We start from the raw sequence: 16483 nt of genomic DNA on the forward strand, positions 1-16483 counted from the left end.
GCCTCAAGGACGATTGGGCTCAGGGATCACAGACCAGGCACTGCCAAGGACAGTCGCACGGTGGCTCGCCCCGTTCCCAGGGAGTGTTCACCGGCAGTCGATGCACGCGAGGGCACGGGCGAGGGCACGGAAACGGCGCACTTCCCAGCCAGGATCCGTTACGCCACTCCGCGGGACGCCGTCCTCCGAAGCGGGTCGGGAGGAAACGCTTCAAGGCGTACACGTACGAGGAACCGATCGCCCGCGACAAGGCCGACCTCGACATCACCCGGCTCCGTGACCCGGGCCTCGACGACGCGGACAACCTGCCCGCGCTGGAGGAGTTCGCCGCGATCGCGGAGACTTTGCAGCAGGCACGGGGAGAGGGCCCTGCGGCGGAGGCGGCTCCGGTCGCCGACTGACACGCAGACGTGGCCAGCACCCCTTTAATTCGGGTGCGGGCCATGTGTGTTGCTATGTCAGCGCTCGGACGCGTACGGCAGGAAGGTCGCCCAGGCGGTGGGGGTGAGGGCGAGCCGGGGGCCGTCCGGATTCTTGGAGTCGCGGACGAGGAGGTGGTCAGGGACAGCCGCCACCTCGACGCAGTCGGGACCGTCAGGCGTGCTGTAGCTGCTCTTTATCCACTCGGGAGCCGTGGCATCTTCCCTTGAGGGCTTGCGGATCATTTCTCTCCCAGCACTTTCTCGATAAAGGCCAGCGACTCCCGGGGGTGAGAGCCTGCGCCCGGATGGTCCCATAGCGGATGTCCAGCACTTGGACTTCCCTGGGGTCGGTGATCACACGGCTGACGAGCTGGACTTCGTTGTGACCTACCGTGCTGCCATCTCGTAGCCGCAGCAACCTGAACGAACCTGCCAGTCCGCCGTTGTCCTCGCGGTCCAGGGGCAGGACTTGCAAGTCGACGTTTCTCAACTGCCCCACTTCCAGCAAGTGTTCGAGCTGCCTTCGCATCACCATCCTGCCACCGATGGGACGGCGGAGCGTCGACTCGCATTGGACGAAGTCGAAGAGGCGCAGCGGAGCAGTCTTGGTCAGGATGTCCTGGCGGGCCAAGCGTGCTGCCACGTGCTGCTCGAACTCGTCTTCCGTGAACGGAGGCCGTCGGGTGGCGACCGACGCGCGCACGTACTCTTCCGTCTGCAGCAACCCGTGAATGACGGAGTTGTTGTAGGCCCCCAGCTCGACGGCCTCAGCCTCCAGCTTCTTCAAGTCCCGTACCTTCTTCGGGTACCGGACCTCCGCCACGTCCTGCTTGAGCGCGGCGATCTTCCCGCCCGCCCCCAGCACCTCGTCCGCCGCGTCCAGGTACTCCGGCCGGGGAATCCGCCGCCCCCGCTCCACACAGGAGACCATCTCCTCCCCGTACTTGATCGCCGCCCCGAACTCCGCCTGCGTGAGGCCGGCCGCCTCCCGCCACAGCTGCCGTGTGACCGTACGCATCACGGCCCCGGCCTCTTCGTCGTCCGGTCCTGCTGCCCACTCGCTCATGTCCGCCGCCTCCCGTCGCGCGCACCCTTCCCCGGACCAACTCCGGCCGCCCGCACCCGGTCACCCCGGGCAGGCCGGACAGAAACCGGACACCCGGCGTACAGCGACCGGCCGTACGAACTGCCCGTGTTCGCAGTGTGCACATGTATGAGCACACTGAGTGGCGCGAATCGGGAAACGCCGTATCGCGGAGAGAGAAGGGACATCCATGACGACGCTCACCCCCGAGCCACACTGGCCCCTGACGGCGACGGCGGCTGGCGGGTGCGGGAGGGCGGTCCGATCAGGCTGTGGGAGGGCGTCGAGCGGGTCATCGACGTCCACGACGCGGCGGGACGGCCGGAACCGGAGACCTTCACCCTGTGCGTCCACGACGGCGGGCAGCACCTGCGGCACCCGCGGATGCCCTGCCTGCCTCTGCCGCCGCCCTGAAGGGCGAGGATCCCGCGCCACCCGCCGCCTCCCGCCACCCGCCGCCCGCCGCCCCGCCACTCCGGGCAGCCCGGACGGGACCGGGCACACCACGGACAGCCGCCGGCGGCACGGGTCGCTCTCCTTCACAGCAGGCCCGTGACTGAACACGCTGAGTGATGTGAATCAGGAAACCGTCGCACCGCGTGCCCCGCTGCACCAGTTCACCGTGCCGCTGTCCGCCACCCGCCGGGGCGCCCGTCTCGCCCGCCTGCTCGCCGCCGGGCAACTGGACGCCTGGGGGCTGCCGCTGGACCCGGTCCGGCTGATCGTCGCCGAACTCGCCGCGAACGCCGCCGTGCACGGCCGTGTCCCCGGCCGGGGCTTCCGGCTCGGCCTCACCGTCACAGCGCCCGCCACCCTTCGTATCGAGGTCACCGACCCCCGGGGCGATCGACTGCCCACGCAGGCACGAGCATCCGCCGGGGCGGGTCCCACAGAGTCCGGGTACGGCCTGCTCCTGGTCGAGGAACTGGCCGACCGATGGGGCGTACGAACAGGTCCGGTACCGTGCAAGACCGTGTGGGCGGAACTGGACCTCGGCCGGTGACCCGGGGGCCCGTCACCGCGCGGGCCTGAAGGGACGCGCTCCAACACGGTCCAGCTCCACGGGGTTTCCGGTCCATTGGCGTAGCCAGTCGGTGGTTTCCTCGGCCGTGTCGAAGGCGTCGTAGGGCTCCAAGTCGATCCCGTCGCCGTCGGCGTAGTCGACCTCGACGCGGGCCAGGTCGGCGAGGGCGGGTGGCAGGCGGCGGTCGTCACCGGGCATCTCGTTCACGGGCGTACCGTAACCGCCCGCACTGACGTTCGGCCTTCGCGTCGGCGTGCCGGGCAGGCGGCCCACCGGCGCCGGGAAACGCAGGCTGCGGCGGTTCGCGGGCCGGGGCTGCGGGCGGTAAAAGCCCAAAGAACCCAGGGAAAAAACCAACCAACCAAACCAAACCTCGCGTAGGTCACTCGGGTGGGTGAAACCGGCCGAAGTGGCTGGCGCGCCGGTGGTTCGGGCGGGCAGTTTCGCCTCGAGGGCGAGGTGACTCGCCGCTCCCACGACCCCGCACATACGTCGGCCCCCGCCGGGACTATCACTCCCAGGGCGAGGGCCTGACCAATGAAGGAAGCGAGCCTCTTCCCCATGGCTGAGATGAAGCCTAATGCCGCCCCGCGCCCGAATCAGGGTGTTCGGCGAAGTGCCACGCCCTCTGGTGTCACCCACGTACGCACGTACCAATCCGGTCAGTACGTGGTCGTGGGCAACCACCTCGCCCAGCACCGAGAGTTGTCACTGACCGCGATCGGACTGGCGACCCACATCTTCTCGGTGCCCGAGGGCACCTCGGTCGACATCCGCAGTCTCGCCGAGCGTTTCCCCGAGGGGCGGGACCGGATCGCCTTCGCGTTGCGGGAGCTGGAGGCGCACGGCTACCTGGAGCGGGCCCGCGAGCACACGGCGGAGGGCCGCCTGGTGACGCGTACGTACGCCCATCACGCGCCGCTCCCCGCCCAGGCGGCGGTGTCACCCGTCCCCACCCCCGTCCGGGTAGCAGGGCGTACGGCGGTGCCCCGTACCCGCACCCGCGACGCCGCGACCGGTGCTGACGTACGGGAAACGTCCCAGGAGGACGACCAAGCCACTGCCGAACCGGTCACCCCGGTCACCCCGGTCACCCCGACCGAGCCCGCGGACGCCCACGCATCCGCGGACCCGCCGCGTGATGCGGCTCGCCGTGACGATCCGCTGTACGAGAAGGCGGTCGACCTCCTCGCGGGTCTGCGCCGCACCGACGAACGCCTTGCCCTGCCCCTCCGGGACGTGAACAGACTGGCCCCGGGTGTCGTCGACTGGTTCGAACGAGACGCCACCGCCGCCGCCGTCCACCGCACGCTGACCGCGGACCTCCCCGCCGTCATGAAACACCCGGCCGGGGTGATCGCCTACCGCCTCCGCGAACTGCTGCCCCCGCCCCTTCCCGCTGTCCCCACACCCACGCCGGGCACGGCGTCGAGCACGATCGGCGCTCACCGCCCACCCCCCTTCCAGGACTGCGACGGCTGCGGACGAGTCTTCCGCGCCCCGGAACCTGGCCGCTGCCGCGATTGCCGGTCCGGTCCGATGGCAATGAGCGAGGGCGCATGCGCGGCCTGAACGTGTGCCTCCCCGTACAGCCCTACGAGGCAGAGGTGAGGACGACCAGTTGCTGGGTCGCCCGGGTCATCGCCACGTAGCGGTCGACCGCTCCCTCGATGCCCTTGCCGAAGTTGTCCGGGTCCACGAGGACGACCAGGTCGAATTCGAGGCCCTTGGCGAGTTCCGGGGTCAGGGAGCGGATGCGGGAGGTGCCTCGGAACGTGGGGTCGCCGATGACGCAGGCGATTCCGTTGCCGTCCTCGTGGGCGGCGAGCCAGGTGTCGAGGACCGAGTCGAGGTCGGAGACGGGGCCGTGGACGACGGGGACGCCGCCCGCGCGGATGGAGGCCGGGACGTTGGCGTCGGGGAGGGCGGCCCGGATGACCGGCTCGGCTTCCGTCATCACCTCCTGCGGCGTGCGGTAGTTGATGTTCAGGGAGGCGACGTCGATCCGGTCGAGGCCGATGCGCCGGAGCCGTTCCTGCCACGACTCCGTGAAGCCGTGCCTGGCCTGGGCGCGGTCCCCGACGATGGTGAAGCTCCGGGACGGGCAGCGCTGGAGCAGCATCTGCCACTGGGCGTCGGTGAGTTCCTGGGCCTCGTCCACGACGACGTGCGCGAACGGGCCCGCGAGCGCGTCCGGTTCGGGGGTGGGCAGGGCGCTCTCGTCGATCAGGCTGTCCCGCAGGTCCTGACCGTGCAGCATGGTCACCGCACCCTCGCCGTCGTCGTCGGAGGCGATGACGTTGTCGATGACGCCGGCCATGCGCTCGCGCTGGGCGGCGATCGAGGCGTCGTGGCGGCGCTTGCGCAGGGACGACTTCGGGTCGCCGAGCCGCTGCCGGGCCGCGTCGAGGAGCGGCAGGTCGGACACCGTCCAGGCCTGGGCGTCCTCACCCTCGCGCCGCAGGCGCCCGACCTCGTCGGGGCCGAGCCAGGGGGCGCACATGCGCAGGTACGCGGGGACCGACCACAGGTCGGAGACGACGTCGGTGGGTTCGAGGAGCGGCCAGGCGTTGTTGAGGGCGGCGACCAGTTCGTGGTTGCCGCGCAGGGCCCGCTGGAAGAGGCGGTCCGGCGGGGCATCGCCGCCGTGCTTGTCCCGGAGGATCGTGACCAGCTCGCCCCAGATGTGCTCACGTGCCTCGTTGTGCGGGGTGCCGGGCTCCGGGGCCTGGAAGGCCTCCGCCCAGTCGTCGGCGGTCAGCGGGACGGTCGACCAGGGGGTGGTCACCGCCATGCCCTGGGCGGGCGGGTCCTCGTAGAACCGTACGGCCGTCTCGATCGCCCCCACCATGTCCGCGGACGCCTTCAGGCGGGCCACCTCCGGGTCGCTCTCGACGGCTGCCGCGGGCCCCTCGGGGACGAGGTCGCGCAGCGTGCAGGTCTGCACGCCCTCCTCGCCGAGGCTGGGCAGGACGTCGGCGACGTACGCCAGGTACGGCTGGTGCGGGCCGACGAACAGCACGCCGCCGCGACGGTGGCCGAGGCGGGGGTCGGAGTAGAGCAGGTACGCGGAGCGGTGCAGGGCGACGACGGTCTTGCCCGTACCCGGGCCGCCGTCGACGACCAGGGCGCCGCGCGAGCCCGCGCGGATGATGGCGTCCTGGTCGGCCTGGATGGTGCCGAGCACGTCCCGCATCCGGTCCGACCGGTCGCCGCCCAGACTGGCGACGAAGGCGGAGTGGTCGTCGAGCGCGGCGGCGTGGTCCTCGAGGCCGTCGGCGGTGAACACCTCGTCCCAGTAGTCGCTGATCCGGCCGCCGGTCCAGCGGTACCTGCGGCGGCTCGCAAGACCCATCGGGTCGGCGTGCGTCGCCGCGAAGAACGGCTCGGCGGCGGGGGAGCGCCAGTCGAGCAGCAGGCGGCGGCCCGTGCTGTCGGTGAGGCCGAGCCGTCCGATGTACACCGGCTCGGGGTCGTCGGCGCTCACGATGTGTCCCAGGCACAGGTCCAGACCGAAGCGGCGCAGGGCGCGCAGGCGGGCGGTCAGCCGGTGCACCTCCAGGTCCCGGTCCATCGCCTCCCGGCCGACGCCGCCGGGCGCCCTGAGGGTGGCGGCGCGGCGGTCGGACAGCTCGGCGATCGCCTCCTCGAGGCTCTCCGCGATGGCCGCGAAGTGCGCCTCGTCGCCGGCGATCAGCTTCGGGTCGGCCTTGGCCGCAAGACGCCCGGGGAGGTCGAACACGCCGGCAGGGCTGATGGGCGGGTGGTTAGTCGGCTTCACGAGGAGCGATTCTGCGCCATGGCGGGGGCCTTGCCGCAAGCCCCCCGGTGCGCTATACGTTGAGAGTGGCAGGGAGTGGGTTCGCCTCCTTGCCTTTTCGTATTCCCCCAGCGCTTCCTCGCCGGCCCTCGCCGCCGCCCCGGTCGCCACCGTGGGCGGGCAAGCCCTCCTCGCCATGGCGTGGCGCCCCGGGCGTGCCTCCTGTGCTCACGTCCTTCAGCGCTCACTCGACGTCGCCGGACGAGGTGCGTTCTTCGGCACCGGGCCGCAGCCCGGAACCCGGTGAAGGGAAGGCCTCCGCCCCCCGTGCCCCCGTGCCCCGCCGGGCCTGTTACCCACTTTCGGGCGAACGCCAGGGTGGCGTGCGTGGTGGCGCACCAGGGCGCGACCTCGGCCGAACCACGACGGACCCGGACGGGCCAGGGGTCGATGCATGATGCATCGATTCGAACTCCGTATTCGAATGATATGTGTGCATCTGGCAACCGAGTGTTGCGGACATGTCCGCATTACGTCCGTAGTGGGGGAACTTCCTACGAAAGAAACCGTTACGGCGGCAGAGTGTGGGACCTCGGCACCAGCCGGGACGTACCACTCGGAGAGCGCCGCCCGTCCGTACGCGGGGTGGGCCGGCGCACGAACGCGAAGGGGACCACGTGTCTGCTTCTTCCGCAGCTCGCCGTCTGACCGCTGTCGCCCTGGTGACCGGTTCCGTCGTGGCGGCCGCCGCCCTGCCGGCGTCCGCCGACCAGGACAGGGCCCCCGACCGTCGGCAGGTCGTCATCAGCGCCGTCCAGTACAACGCTCCCGGCCCGGACACCCGCAGCAACCGTTCGCTGAACGGCGAGTGGGTGAACATCACCAACCGGTCCCGCCAGAGCGTCGACCTGAAGGGCTGGACCCTGCGCAACAGCGAGGGGGACAGGTACACCTTCCGCCACCTGCGGTTGAACGGCCGCTCGACGGTCAAGGTGCACACGGGACTCGGCCGTGACACCCGCCGTGACGTCTACCAGGACCGCCGCGAGCACATCTGGGACAACCGCTCCGACCGGGCCACCCTGTCGAACCGCCGTGGCGCGGTCGTCGACACCGAGAGCTGGGGTCGTTTCCGCGGCAATGACCGCGGCAATGACCGCGGTAACGAGCGTGGCAACGACCGCGGCCACCGCCAGCGCTGATTCACCGTCCCGAGGGCGTGTCACGGCGGCCGGCCGTGACACGCCCTCCGGCGTTCCCCGGGCCGACCGGCCGTCGGTAAAGGCAGGCGGCCGGCGGGCGTAGCGTGGGTGGTATGACGACGTACGGATCTTTTCCCGGCACCCGGCCCCGGCGTCTGCGGACCACCCCCGCCATGCGCCGGATGGTCGCCGAGACCCGGCTGCACCCCGCCGACCTCATCCTGCCCGCCTTCGTGCGCGAGGGGGTCGGTGAACCGGTGCCGATCGAGGCGATGCCGGGTGTGGTGCAGCACACCCGCGACAGCCTCAAGAAGGCGGCCGCTGAGGCCGTGGCGGCCGGGATCTCCGGGATCATGCTGTTCGGCGTGCCCGAGGAGTCCAAGAAGGACGCCCTCGGCACCCCCGGCACCGATCCGGACGGGATTCTCCAGGTCGCCCTGCGGGACGTACGGGCCGAGGTCGGGGACGACCTGCTCGTCATGTCCGACCTGTGCCTCGACGAGACGACGGACCACGGGCACTGCGGAGTCCTGGACGACCGGGGCCGCGTCGACAACGACGCCACCCTCGAGCGGTACGCCGAGATGGCGCAGGTCCAGGCCGACGCGGGCGCCCACGTCGTCGGGCCCAGCGGGATGATGGACGGGCAGATCGGCGTCATCCGTGACGCCCTCGACCAGATCGGCCGCGAGGACGTCGCGATCCTCGCCTACACCGCGAAGTACGCCTCCGCCTTCTACGGTCCCTTCCGCGAGGCCGTCGGCTCGTCGCTCAAGGGCGACCGCAAGACGTATCAGCAGGACCCGGCCAACGCCCGTGAGTCCCTGCGCGAGCTGGCCCTCGACCTCGCCGAGGGCGCCGACATGGTGATGGTCAAGCCGGCCGGCCCCTACCTCGACATCCTCGCCAGGGTCGCCGACGCCGTGGACGTGCCCGTCGCCGCGTACCAGATCTCCGGCGAGTACGCGATGATCGAGGCCGCCGCCGAGAAGGGCTGGATCGACCGCGACCGGGCCGTCCTCGAGTCGCTCACCGGTATCAAGCGGGCCGGCGCGCAGAACATCCTCACCTACTGGGCGGTCGAGGTGGCCCGCACCCTGCGCTGACCCCGCCAACGCTTCAGCGCCCCGCCCCGCCCCCGCCGGGCGGGGCGGGGGCGACCGGCCGGTGGTGTCAGCGGTCGGCGATGTCCTCGCGGAGGCCGTCGGAGAACTCCCACCAGGACAGAGGGAGCCAGTCGCCGTTGACGAATGCGTCGACGGTCGCGCCCCGGCCACGGACGGTCACGGTCGTCCCCGGCGGATAGGTGGTGCCGGACAGGCCCGGAACGGAGACCAGCAGGGTCCCCAGTCGTTGTGCTGACACTTCTCGCTCACCCTCATGATGTGCCGATGCGGCACGGAGCATTGCACCACAACGCACCGCACTGCGTTCATGGCGAGATTACCGACTTGCCTGATGGTGCGGACCGAAGAACCATGAGGAATAGGTCACGCGAATGAATCGGGGCGAGCGCGTGATCGGACGTGCATTGTCGAACGAAGGGCGCGATCATGAAAGCCGTCGTTTACAAGGGGCCGTTCAGTGTCGAGGTCGAAGATGTGGAGAAGCCCCGCATCCAGCACCCGAACGACGTGATCGTACGGATCACCTCCACCGCGATATGCGGCTCCGACCTGCACATGTACGAGGGCCGGACCGGTGCCGAGCCCGGCATCGTCTTCGGTCACGAGAACATGGGAATCGTCGAGGAGGTCGGCCAGGGCGTCACCGCGATCGAGGAGGGCGACCGCGTGGTCATGCCCTTCAACGTCGCCTGCGGGTTCTGCACCAACTGCGCCGCGGGGTTCACCGGATACTGCACGACCGTCAATCCCGGCTTCGCCGGCGGCGCCTACGGTTATGTCTCCATGGGGCCCTGGCAGGGCGGTCAGGCCGAATACCTGCGCGTTCCCTACGCAGACTTCAATTGCCTGAAACTGCCTCAGGGAAAGGAGTACGAGAGCGATTTCATCCTGCTCGCCGACATCTTTCCCACCGGCTACCACGGCTGTGAACTCGCCCAGGTCAGTCCCGGTGAGAGCGTCGCGGTGTACGGGGCGGGCCCGGTCGGGCTGATGGCCGCCTACTCGGCGCTGCTGCGCGGCGCGAAGAAGGTGTTCGTCGTGGACCGGGTACCCGAGCGGCTGCAGAAGGCCGAGGAGATCGGCGCGGTGCCGGTCGACTTCTCCGAGGGCGACCCGGTCGAGCAGATCAAGGACCAGACCGGGGGCGTCGGCACGGACAAGGGCGTGGACGCCGTCGGCTACCAGGCGACGGCGACGTCCCAGGGGGAGACGCACGAGGAACCGGCGACCGTGCTCAACTCGCTCGTCGGCACGGTCAGGCCGACCGGAGCGCTCGGCGTGCCCGGACTCTACGTCCCGGCCGACCCGGGAGCACCGGACGAGCAGGCCAAGCAGGGCATGCTCCTCGTCGCGATCGGCAAGCTCTTCGAGAAGGGCCTGCGGGTGGGGACCGGCCAGTGCAACGTGAAACGCTACAACCGGCAACTGCGCGACATGATCATCGAGGGCAGGGCGAAGCCCAGCTTCGTCGTCTCCCACGAACTGGGCATCGACCAGGCGCCGTCGGCCTACGACAAGTTCGACAAGCGGATCGAGGGCTACACGAAGGTCGTGCTGCACCCCTGACCCTTCGGGCCTTCGGACTCGCGATCAGTCGACCGTGGCCTCGAAGCACTCCCGTTCCGGGTTCGCCGCGGTGCGGAAGCAGGCTCGTACGACGGTGCCCGGGCGGGTTCTCGTCATGGGCGTGTAGACGTACGCCTTCGCGTCCAGGGCGTCCGTGATCTCGGCGGAGCGGGTCGGGCCGGCCGCGGTCAGCTCGATGCGGTCGCCCACCCGGGTCCCCCAGATACGGCCCCAGCTCGTCCCGCACTCGGAGCTGTACCGCACCTGCAGGTGGGCGCCGGAGGCGGTGCGGTGCTCGAGGAGGGTGTCCGGGGGGAAGCCGCAGAGCATGTTCACCGGGTCCCTGCCCTCACAGGCGGCCCCCTGGCAGCGGGGCGGGGGAGGGGCGGTCCCGGGCGCGGTTCCCGTGCCGGTTCCTGTTCCGGCCGTGAGCGGTGCCCGGGCTTCGTCGGGTGCCCGGTCCGACGGCAGGAGGAGGACGGTGGCGGTCACGCCTCCGGCGGCCACCGCCAGCACGGCCGCCATGACGGACGCGATGTGCCAGGGACTTCTGCGGGGCTCCGGTCCGTCCGCCGGGCGCGGCGGGGCGGCCGGAACGGGCGCCGGGGGTGCGGGCGGTGCCGGGCCGGGTCCCGGTGGTGCGGCCGGCGCCGCGGCACGGGTCTGGACCGCCCGGCCGCTGCTCTCCGACTCCGCGAGCTCCCACAGGGCCAGGCAGCGCGCGGCCGGCTCCCCCGCCAGCCGGCACAGCTCCCGCACGGCCTCCCGGGGCGGCAGCGTCTCGCCCTTGAGATAGCGGCCCCAGGAGGACTTGCTGAACGGCGTACGTTCCTCCAGCCCGGTCAGGCTCAGGCCCGCGCGTTCCTTGAGGCCCCGCAGAGCGGCGGTCAGCCGGGCGCGCTCCGGTGACCTCATCCTCGTAAGGCTCCCCAGGTGTGCGGGCCGACGATGCCGTCCACGACCAGATCGGCGTCCCGTTGCAGGCGTTTGACGGCGCGCTCGGTCAACGGGCCGTAGATGCCGTCGATGTCTCCCGGTGCGTAACCCGCGTGTTCCAGCAGGCACTGCGCCTCGGCCACCTCCGGTCCGGCGTAGCCGTTCGCCAGGAGCTCGTCCCTCGTGTCGCTCTGCCCCGCGTACCAGAGGCCGTCGGTCCGCTCCACCCGGCAGGTGTACGCGGGCGCGGCCGACGGCGACGACATCGACACCGGTGCGGTCGACGACGTGGGCGACGTCGCGGCGCCGCTGTCCGAGCCCATCCGGCCGACCAGGACCGCCGACGCCGACGCGGCCAGCAGGACGGCCGTCACACCTGCGGCGACCGCGACCTGGAAGGCCCTCCCGCGCGCCGGCTCAGCCGTGGTGCCGGCGACCGGTCCGACGGGTTCCGCGGGTACGGTCCTGATCGGTTCCGCCGCCGTAGCCGTAGCCGTAGCCGTGTCCGCGGTCGAAGCCGGAGGCACCGTCGCCGTGCGTTCGCTCCAGGCCTCCGCGGCGACCTCCCACGCGGCGAGCAGCCGGGCCGGCTCCTCGCCGTTGATCGAGGCGAGTGCCTCCACGGCCTCTCTCGGCGGCAGCGATCTGCCGCCGAGGTAGCGCTCCCACGACGAAGCGCTGTATCCGGTCTTCGCCGCGAGCTGTCGCAGACTCAGCCCGCCGTGGTCCTTCAGCCACCGTAATCGCACTACCAAGTTGCGTACGCTCGGGTCGAGTTCAGTGGGCAGGGCCTTCCAGCGCGACATGTTCCCCCCACACGCGTGTGCTCGGTTCAGGTCCCCCGTCGCATTGTGCAACAGCATCAACGGTGTGCCCGGAGACGCGGTTCCCGCACCCGCATCGATTCGGCCACCGCCCGTCCCGCGACACCTTCCCGGCTGAGCGCATCCCCGCAGGCCGCGGGAGGGAGCGTCCCGTGCCGTCGTCACTTCTGAGGCAACCATGGCCGGGCCCGGCACCGGCCCGGCAGTCTCGTTGTCGAGCCGGCCGCTCCGGTCGGCGCCGCCCATTCGAAGGGGGAAACGAATGCGAGCCATGACGAAGGCGCTCGTCAGCGTCACCACGGCCGTGGGGATCGCCGCCGGTGGCCTGGCCACCGCGGGCACCAGCTTCGCGGCACCGGCGCAGGACACCAAGGCCGTGGCGAGTGCCGAGGCGGTCGCTCCGCTCGCGGTGGTCAACCTCGGTCTGAACTCCACCCAGGCCAAGGGCGTCCAGCGCTGGCTGCGGGCGCACTGGAGCTACACCGACTCGGTCGACGGGCAGCTCGGCACCAACAGCTGGAAGGCCTTCCAGCGCCACCTCAAGGCGAACCACGGCTACACCGGGGCGATCGACGGGATCGTCGGCAGCGGCACGATCTCGGCGCTGCAACGCTTCCTGAAGAACAACGGCTGGGGCTACACCGGCGCGATCGACGGAATCGCCGGCTCTGGAACCCAGGCGGCGTTCAAGACCTTCGCCAACTGGTGCGTCAACACGTACTAAGCACCACGGCGCCGACTGCCGCGGCCCGTCCTCCCATCGGGGGAGAGGACGGGCCGCGGTCTCGTGCGCGCGATCGTGCGGTCGGCGGCGCTCAGAGCCGCTCGGGCGTCCGGATGCCCAGCAGGGCCATGCCCCGGTGCAGCGTGCGGGCCGTGATGTCGCACAGGAACAGGCGGTTGGCCACCTGGTGGGGCGACTCGGCCTTCAGCACCGGGCACTTGTCGTAGAACGACGTGTACAGGGACGCCAGTTGGTACAGGTACGCGGCCAGCTTGTGCGGGGCGTACTCGCGGGCCGCGTCCGCCACCGTCTCCGCGAACGCGTCCACGTGCAGGCCCAGCGCCCGCTCGGCCTCGTGCAGCGCCGACTCCGGGTGCGCGGACGGACGTACGCCTTCGGGGGCCTTGCGCAGGATCGACTGGATACGGGCGTAGGCGTACTGGAGGTACACCGACGTGTCGCCGTTCAGCGAGACCATCTGGTCGAGGTCGAACTTGTAGTCCCGGTTCGCCGACGTCGACAGGTCCGCGTACTTCACCGCGCCGACACCCACCTGGGTGCCCCGCTCGGCGATCTCCTCCTCGGACAGGTCCTGGGCCTTCTCCCGGACCACCGCCGAGGCGCGGTCGATCGCCTCGTCCAGCAGGTCGACCAGCTTCACCGTCTCGCCCTCACGGGTCTTGAACGGCTTGCCGTCCTTGCCGAGGACCGTGCCGAACGCCAGCTGGAGCGCCTTCACTTCGTCGCCGAGCCAGCCGGCCCGGCGCGCGGTCTCGAAGACCATCCTGAAGTGCAGCGCCTGCCGGGCGTCCACCACGTACAGCAGGGTGTCGGCCTTCAGGTGGAAGACACGGTCGCGGATCGCCGACAGGTCGGTCGCGGCGTAGCCGTAGCCGCCGTCCGACTTCTGCACGATCAGCGGGACCTGCTTGCCGTCCGGGCCCAGGACGTCCTCGAAGAACACGCACAGCGCGCCCTCGGAGCGGACGGCGACGCCCGACTCCTCCAGCAGGCGGCAGGTCTCGGCGAGCATGTCGTTGTAACCGGACTCGCCGACGATGTCCGCGTCCTGGATCTCCATGTCCAGCTTGTCGAAGACGGAGAAGAAGTAGATCTTCGACTCGTCGACGAACTTCTGCCAGATGGCGAGCGTCCGCGGATCGCCCGCCTGGAGGTCGACCACCCGGCGCCGGGAGCGCGTCTTGAACTCCTCGTCGGAGTCGAACAGCTTCCGCGCGGTCTTGTAGAGGCGGTCCAGGTTGGACATCGCCTCCTCACCGGACGCCCGGAGGTTCTCGGCGTCCTTGTGGTCCAACTCGTGCGGGTGCTCGTCCAGGTACTGGATGAGCATGCCGAACTGGGTTCCCCAGTCGCCGATGTGGTGGCGGCGCACCACGTTCTCCCCGGTGAACTCCAGGAGCTGGACGACGGAGTCACCGATCACGGCGGACCGCAGGTGGCCGACGTGCATCTCCTTCGCCACGTTCGGCTGGGCGTAGTCGATCACCGTGGTGCCGGGGTCCGCGGCCACCGGCACGCCGAGGCGCTCGGGGTCCGCGTACCGCGCGGCGAGGTTCGCGGTGATCGCCCGGTCCGCGATCGTGATGTTGAGGAAGCCGGGTCCGGAGACCTCGACGTCCTTGATCAGCTCGTCACCGGTGACGACGTGCGCGACGACCTCGGCGGCCAGCTCCCGCGGGTTCGCCTTCGCCTTCTTGGCCAGCGCCAGGATGCCGTTGGCCTGGTAGTCCGCCCGGTCGCTTCGGCGCAGCAGCGGGTCCGCGCCGGCGGCCTCGGGCCGGGTGGCCGAGAGCGCGGACGCGAGATGCTGCTGGACGGAGTCGCTGAGGGACGTGACCGAGGCCATGGAGTGGCTGCCGTTCTGCTCGGGTTGTGGGAGTACTACGGAAACCGAGTATCCCACGCGGTGAAAAGCGGTTTTCGCGGATGCGGTCCGGGCTGGGAGAATGGAAAGGTCAGCCGTGCGACCGTACCGGCTGCCCGAGCAGAAAGAAGGACGTGCCGATCGTGGCTCAGAGCACCGAGACCACCGACTGGGTCTCCCGTTTCGCGGACGAGGTCATCGAGGAGTCGGAGCGTCGGGCCCCGGGCAAACCTGTGGTCGTCGCGTCCGGGCTGTCCCCGTCGGGCCCCATCCACCTGGGCAACCTCCGCGAGGTCATGACCCCGCACCTGGTCGCCGACGAGATCCGCCGCCGCGGCCACCAGGTCCGGCACCTGATCTCCTGGGACGACTACGACCGGTACCGCAAGGTCCCGGCCGGTGTCGAGGGCGTCGACGAGACGTGGGCCGAGCACATCGGCAAGCCGCTCACCTCGGTCCCGGCCCCCAAGGGCTCCCCGCACCCGAGCTGGGCCGAGCACTTCAGGGCCGCCATGGTCGCCTCGCTCGCCGAGCTGGGCGTGGAGTTCGACGGCATCAGCCAGACGGAGCAGTACACCTCCGGTGCCTACCGCGAGCAGATCCTGCACGCCATCCGGCACCGCGGCGACATCGACGCGATCCTCGACCAGTACCGCACCAGGAAGGCCCCGGCGAAGAAGCAGCAGCAGAAGGCGGTCGACGAGGCCGAGCTGGAGGCGGCGGAGGGCTCCGGAGCCGCCGCCGAGGACGACGGCTCCGACGGCTCCGCCGGCTACTTCCCGTACAAGCCGTACTGCGGCAACTGCGAGAAGGACCTCACCACCGTCACCGTCTACGACGACGACAGCACCGAGCTGACCTACGCCTGCACCGCCTGCGGCTTCTCCGAGACGGTCCGGCTGAGCGAGTTCAACCGCGGCAAGCTGGTCTGGAAGGTCGACTGGCCGATGCGCTGGGCGTACGAGGGCGTGATCTTCGAGCCGAGCGGGGTCGACCACTCCTCGCCCGGGTCGTCGTTCCAGGTCGGCGGGCAGATCGTCGGCATCTTCGGCGGCAAGCAGCCGATCGGCCCCATGTACGCCTTCGTCGGCATCAGCGGCATGGCCAAGATGTCGTCCTCACGCGGCGGCGTGCCCACGCCCGCCGACGCGCTGAAGATCATGGAACCCCAGCTGCTGCGCTGGCTGTACGCCCGCCGCCGCCCCAACCAGTCCTTCAAGGTCGCCTTCGACCAGGAGATCCAGCGCCTCTACGACGAGTGGGACCGGCTCGACGCCAAGGTCTCCGAGGGCACCGCCCTGCCCGGCGACATCGCCGCGCACTCCCGCGCGGTGGGCACGGCGGGCGGCGCGCTGCCCACCACGCCCCGGCCGCTGCCGTACCGCACCCTGGCCTCCGTCGCCGACATCACCGGCGGGCACACGGACCAGGCGCTGCGCATCCTCAGCGACTTCGACCCCGCCCACCCGCTCGCCTCGCTCGACGAGGCCCGGCCCCGCTACGACAAGGCCGAGGCGTGGATCACCCTCCACGTCCCGGCCGACCAGCGCACCATCGTGCGTACGGAGCCGGACGAGGCGCTGCTGAAGTCCCTCGACGAACAGGGCCGCCAGTCCCTGCGGCTGCTGCTCGACGGACTCGCCGACCACTGGTCCCTGGACGGGCTCACCCACCACGTCTACGGCGTCCCCAAGGTCCAGGCGGGCTTCCCCGCCGACGCCACGCCCAAGGAACTGCCCGCGGAGATCAAGACCGCGCAGCGGTCGTTCTTCGCGCTGCTCTACCACCTGCTGGTCGGGCGGGACACGGGCCCGCGCCTGCCCACCCTGCTGCTCGCGGTGGGGCAGGAGCGGGTGCGGCGGCTGCTCGGGGACTGAGCGAGTTATCGACGCGTACGAGGAGGGGCGCCCGGCGAACACCGGGCGCCCC

Annotated in this window: 15 protein-coding genes and 2 pseudogenes; 9 read left to right on the plus strand and 8 right to left on the minus strand. The window is 70.8% G+C overall.

The features are described 5' to 3' along the window. Window positions 1–83: 83 nt before the first annotated feature. Window positions 84–401, plus strand: a complete 318-nt coding sequence (locus ACWZEH_RS19495; RefSeq protein ID WP_456192445.1) for a hypothetical protein — start codon at window positions 84–86, stop codon at window positions 399–401. A gap of 57 nt (window positions 402–458) precedes the next feature. Here the strand turns inward: ACWZEH_RS19495 and ACWZEH_RS19500 are convergent, their stop codons facing one another. Beyond that, window positions 459–665, minus strand: coding sequence for a DUF397 domain-containing protein (locus ACWZEH_RS19500; RefSeq protein ID WP_456192446.1), 207 nt, complete (start codon window positions 663–665; stop codon window positions 459–461). Then, a pseudogene (locus ACWZEH_RS19505) lies at window positions 662–1488 on the minus strand (helix-turn-helix domain-containing protein). Before ACWZEH_RS19505 ends, ACWZEH_RS19500 begins: the two are co-directional and overlap by 4 nt. Before the next feature lie 147 nt (window positions 1489–1635). On the opposite strand from ACWZEH_RS19505, the gene ACWZEH_RS19510 reads away from it, so the two are divergent. Further along, on the plus strand, window positions 1636–1920 hold the full coding sequence (locus ACWZEH_RS19510; protein ID WP_456192447.1) for a hypothetical protein: 285 nt from the start codon (window positions 1636–1638) through the stop codon (window positions 1918–1920). Window positions 1921–2080: 160 nt separating this feature from the next. Beyond that, entirely contained in the window at window positions 2081–2509 is a 429-nt protein-coding gene (locus ACWZEH_RS19515; protein WP_456192448.1) for an ATP-binding protein, read from the plus strand. Window positions 2510–2536: 27 nt separating this feature from the next. On the opposite strand, the pseudogene ACWZEH_RS19520 reads toward ACWZEH_RS19515, so the two are convergent. Further along, window positions 2537–2737, minus strand: a pseudogene (locus ACWZEH_RS19520) (SMI1/KNR4 family protein); the annotation flags it as partial. 462 nt (window positions 2738–3199) lie between these two features. Between ACWZEH_RS19520 and ACWZEH_RS19525 the strand changes: the two are divergent. After that, window positions 3200–4102, plus strand: coding sequence for a helix-turn-helix domain-containing protein (locus ACWZEH_RS19525; RefSeq protein ID WP_456192449.1), 903 nt, complete (start codon window positions 3200–3202; stop codon window positions 4100–4102). A gap of 22 nt (window positions 4103–4124) precedes the next feature. On the opposite strand, the gene helR is transcribed toward ACWZEH_RS19525, so the two are convergent. Continuing rightward, on the minus strand, window positions 4125–6311 hold the full coding sequence (helR, locus tag ACWZEH_RS19530; protein ID WP_456192450.1) for an RNA polymerase recycling motor ATPase HelR: 2187 nt from the start codon (window positions 6309–6311) through the stop codon (window positions 4125–4127). A gap of 656 nt (window positions 6312–6967) precedes the next feature. Between helR and ACWZEH_RS19535 the strand changes: the two genes are divergently transcribed. Then, on the plus strand, window positions 6968–7492 hold the full coding sequence (locus tag ACWZEH_RS19535; protein WP_456192451.1) for a lamin tail domain-containing protein: 525 nt from the start codon (window positions 6968–6970) through the stop codon (window positions 7490–7492). Window positions 7493–7605: 113 nt separating this feature from the next. Continuing rightward, on the plus strand, window positions 7606–8598 hold the full coding sequence (hemB, locus tag ACWZEH_RS19540; protein WP_456192452.1) for a porphobilinogen synthase: 993 nt from the start codon (window positions 7606–7608) through the stop codon (window positions 8596–8598). Window positions 8599–8665: 67 nt separating this feature from the next. Here the strand turns inward: hemB and ACWZEH_RS19545 are convergent, their stop codons facing one another. Next, window positions 8666–8857, minus strand: a complete 192-nt coding sequence (locus ACWZEH_RS19545) for a hypothetical protein (RefSeq protein ID WP_168487486.1) — start codon at window positions 8855–8857, stop codon at window positions 8666–8668. A 188-nt stretch (window positions 8858–9045) separates the two neighbouring features. On the opposite strand from ACWZEH_RS19545, the gene ACWZEH_RS19550 reads away from it, so the two are divergent. Continuing rightward, window positions 9046–10185 carry a glutathione-independent formaldehyde dehydrogenase gene (locus ACWZEH_RS19550; protein WP_456192453.1) on the plus strand — a complete coding sequence of 380 codons (1140 nt, stop codon included), beginning with the start codon at window positions 9046–9048 and terminating at the stop codon, window positions 10183–10185. Window positions 10186–10209: 24 nt separating this feature from the next. On the opposite strand, the gene ACWZEH_RS19555 is transcribed toward ACWZEH_RS19550, so the two are convergent. Both ACWZEH_RS19555 and ACWZEH_RS19560 read right to left on the minus strand, forming a co-directional pair. Then, entirely contained in the window at window positions 10210–11100 is an 891-nt protein-coding gene (locus ACWZEH_RS19555) for a helix-turn-helix domain-containing protein (RefSeq protein WP_456192454.1), read from the minus strand. Continuing rightward, entirely contained in the window at window positions 11097–11927 is an 831-nt protein-coding gene (locus tag ACWZEH_RS19560; RefSeq protein WP_456192455.1) for a peptidoglycan-binding protein, read from the minus strand. The genes ACWZEH_RS19555 and ACWZEH_RS19560 overlap by 4 nt, the downstream gene beginning before the upstream one ends. A 280-nt stretch (window positions 11928–12207) precedes the next feature. Here ACWZEH_RS19560 and ACWZEH_RS19565 point away from each other — a divergent pair, with 280 nt between their 5' ends. Beyond that, the gene (locus ACWZEH_RS19565) at window positions 12208–12669 is read left to right on the plus strand and encodes a peptidoglycan-binding domain-containing protein (RefSeq protein ID WP_456192456.1); all 462 of its coding nucleotides are present in this window, start codon (window positions 12208–12210) and stop codon (window positions 12667–12669) included. Window positions 12670–12760: 91 nt separating this feature from the next. Here the strand turns inward: ACWZEH_RS19565 and argS are convergent, their stop codons facing one another. After that, window positions 12761–14536 (minus strand): arginine--tRNA ligase, encoded by a 1776-nt coding sequence (gene argS / locus ACWZEH_RS19570; protein WP_456192457.1) that lies wholly within the window; start codon window positions 14534–14536, stop codon window positions 12761–12763. Between the two features lie 152 nt (window positions 14537–14688). Between argS and lysS the strand changes: the two genes are divergently transcribed. Further along, window positions 14689–16431, plus strand: a complete 1743-nt coding sequence (gene lysS / locus ACWZEH_RS19575; RefSeq protein ID WP_456192458.1) for a lysine--tRNA ligase — start codon at window positions 14689–14691, stop codon at window positions 16429–16431. Window positions 16432–16483: the final 52 nt, after the last annotated feature.

It is taken from the genome of Streptomyces yamdrokensis, from assembly GCF_053890455.1.

What these genes read in the sequence shown, in the direction of transcription:
- ACWZEH_RS19500 (WP_456192446.1), bottom strand. Translation starts at nt 665, where the DNA reads ATGATCCGCAAGCCCTCAAGGGAAGATGCCACGGCTCCCGAGTGGATA.
- ACWZEH_RS19510 (WP_456192447.1), top strand. Translation starts at nt 1,636, where the DNA reads ATGAGCACACTGAGTGGCGCGAATCGGGAAACGCCGTATCGCGGAGAG.
- hemB (WP_456192452.1), top strand. Translation starts at nt 7,606, where the DNA reads ATGACGACGTACGGATCTTTTCCCGGCACCCGGCCCCGGCGTCTGCGG.
- ACWZEH_RS19550 (WP_456192453.1), top strand. Translation starts at nt 9,046, where the DNA reads ATGAAAGCCGTCGTTTACAAGGGGCCGTTCAGTGTCGAGGTCGAAGAT.
- ACWZEH_RS19555 (WP_456192454.1), bottom strand. Translation starts at nt 11,100, where the DNA reads ATGAGGTCACCGGAGCGCGCCCGGCTGACCGCCGCTCTGCGGGGCCTC.
- ACWZEH_RS19560 (WP_456192455.1), bottom strand. Translation starts at nt 11,927, where the DNA reads ATGTCGCGCTGGAAGGCCCTGCCCACTGAACTCGACCCGAGCGTACGC.
- ACWZEH_RS19565 (WP_456192456.1), top strand. Translation starts at nt 12,208, where the DNA reads ATGCGAGCCATGACGAAGGCGCTCGTCAGCGTCACCACGGCCGTGGGG.
- argS (WP_456192457.1), bottom strand. Translation starts at nt 14,536, where the DNA reads ATGGCCTCGGTCACGTCCCTCAGCGACTCCGTCCAGCAGCATCTCGCG.